1 protein-coding gene is annotated in these 1,106 nt (G+C 42.1%); it reads right to left on the reverse strand.

Annotated features, from left to right (window positions below; translation table 11 throughout):
* Positions 1-353 precede the first annotated feature (353 nt).
* Complete coding sequence (locus tag ACFO8Q_RS06905; protein ID WP_380024999.1) at positions 354-1,013, reverse strand: hypothetical protein; 660 nt, start codon at positions 1,011-1,013, stop codon at positions 354-356.
* Positions 1,014-1,106: the final 93 nt, after the last annotated feature.

A 1,106-nucleotide genomic window follows, 5' to 3' on the forward strand; every position in this document is an offset into this window, starting at 1 on the left:
ACCTCCCCAAAAAGCATGGGTACGGCAAATATTATGTTAAGTTAGGGTCTTGACATCGTACCGCTGCTCTCAATAAATTAATGTTTTCTACGTTTTTCTCGCTCTATCACAATATTTCACCTTTGACGTACGAAGCACCCATGGATAATATTTGACGAGGAGTAAAAATATGGGTATCGACCTGTTGGCGGGAATAGAGGTGGTGGTCACCCCGTTTAAAAAACCTATGGTCGCAAATGGATCTCCACATATACCCTTGCGGTTAACCCTCCCATATCTCCCTGGGTCTATGCCCTCACATTCCTTCGTTCTACCTCTCAAGGGGTGGAGGCCAGGCAAGCTCCTTGAAGATATTAGTATCGAGCATCCCATGCATCAAAGTATCCCGAAGAATTATACTTCGAATTGTCCAGTTTTCCTGCTCCCGGATCAACATAGAAACTCAAAGCGGGAGTATAAATGGTGTTGTTGTTATAATATGTTCTAAGACTGGAAAATTTCGCGTGTGTACTGGAAGTTCCGGCAAACGCTGCTTTATACGGATCAGATCCAGCAATTTCTTCATAATATTGAATGCCTGCACCTTTCCATGTTTTGGTCCGAACAGTACCAATTTGAGCACCGTCTACACTGCCCTTCCAGTTTCCGTTTTCCATAAAGACCCTATAACCATGCGTGGTGTATTGGTCAGGCCCTACACCAGCAAATTCACGATTATAAGTTCCGTTCGTGCTTGAGCCTTCCTCAAAGAAATAGTACGTTCCTTGTTTGTAGTTGGGATAGTTAATTTTCATCCAACCCACTTGTACATATTTGTCGGTATTAGAATCCACAATCATTGGCCAAGTGCAAGAAAAACTAGACTCAAACACATTAGGATATGATGGAGTATAGATATCCGTATAGATACTTGTGACTCCGGGATCAGTACTTGAAGGGTTATAATTAGCTTGACCGCCAACAAATTTGTTTGCCGCAAAAGCATTGGTTGAAATTCCTGTGGCAATAACCATTCCTAGCAGAAAAGATGAAACTCTTTTTAAATGGCTCAGTTTAAATTTACTGTTGCTTAACCAGCCATTCTCTGGAGTTGGGCATCACAATGC

Source organism: Effusibacillus consociatus, from assembly GCF_042652925.1.
Classification (GTDB): Bacteria; Bacillota; Bacilli; order Tumebacillales; family Effusibacillaceae; genus Effusibacillus; species Effusibacillus consociatus.

Coding starts and splice junctions, on each gene's coding strand:
- ACFO8Q_RS06905 (WP_380024999.1), bottom strand. CDS start 1,013: ATGGTTATTGCCACAGGAATTTCAACCAATGCTTTTGCGGCAAACAAA.